This window comes from Rothia sp. HMSC08A08 (assembly GCF_001808385.1).
In the GTDB taxonomy this organism is placed as follows: domain Bacteria; phylum Actinomycetota; class Actinomycetes; order Actinomycetales; family Micrococcaceae; genus Rothia; species Rothia dentocariosa.
In genome coordinates, this window is the sequence record NZ_KV793087.1 from 1 (window position 1) to 783 (window position 783).

The 783-nt window shown below is 54.9% G+C and carries 1 protein-coding gene; it reads left to right on the forward strand.

All coding sequences use genetic code 11. From position 1 onward, the window contains the following. A partial coding sequence (locus HMPREF3164_RS10765; RefSeq protein ID WP_070450987.1) for a glycosyltransferase occupies window positions 1-724 on the forward strand: 724 nt, incomplete at its 5' end. Window positions 725-783 lie beyond the last annotated feature (59 nt).

Below are 783 nucleotides of genomic sequence, written 5' to 3' on the forward strand. Positions count from 1 at the left end.
CTGGATCACCTTCATCGACTCAGACGACGAATATCACCCCGAATTCCTCGAAAAACTTCACGAGGCGGCGCACACTCACGATGCCGACATTGCCGTATGCGGGCATACCATCAGACACAGCGACGGTACCGAAGTGCACCGGGCAAAAGTTACCCCCGGTGTGCACGAAGGCGAAGATATTGCCATTGAGTTTTTGGAAGACCGCTACACTGGGTTCATGTGCGATAAAATCTTCCGTGCCCAGCTATTTGATGGGGTGCGGTTCGCCGAAGATATTCATCGCGCCGAAGATGCCCTCGTCGTCTTCGCCTGCTGCATGAAGGCAAAACGCCTAGTCGGCATCACCGATCACCTCTACACCTACAGGATGGAACAGGGCGGGCTGACCTGGGGGCGCATCACACCCGTTGAAGAGAGTATTCGCCACACCGACTATATGCGCCGCGTCGCCGGAGATTTACTGAAAACCCCGCGAGGTAAAAACGCTTTTGCCGCATCTACAAGCGTCACCTTTCTCAATAATGCGCAGCAGGCTCTTCTTGCAGGCGGTTCGGATGCACCCGGCGTTATCGCCGCATGCCGAAAACAGCTTTCGTGGGGTCAGGTTTTTGCGACTCTGCGTTCACGCCCGCTCATGGGTGCTGCGGGTGCTCTCTTGAAGCTCTCGCCAAAGCTATACCGCGTGCTCTACGGCGCTTATGTCAAACGTAACTACGGCCTTTAACCCTATATCGATCCAGGAAAAATTTTATGCGTACCCCTCGTACCAGCATCATCATGCCG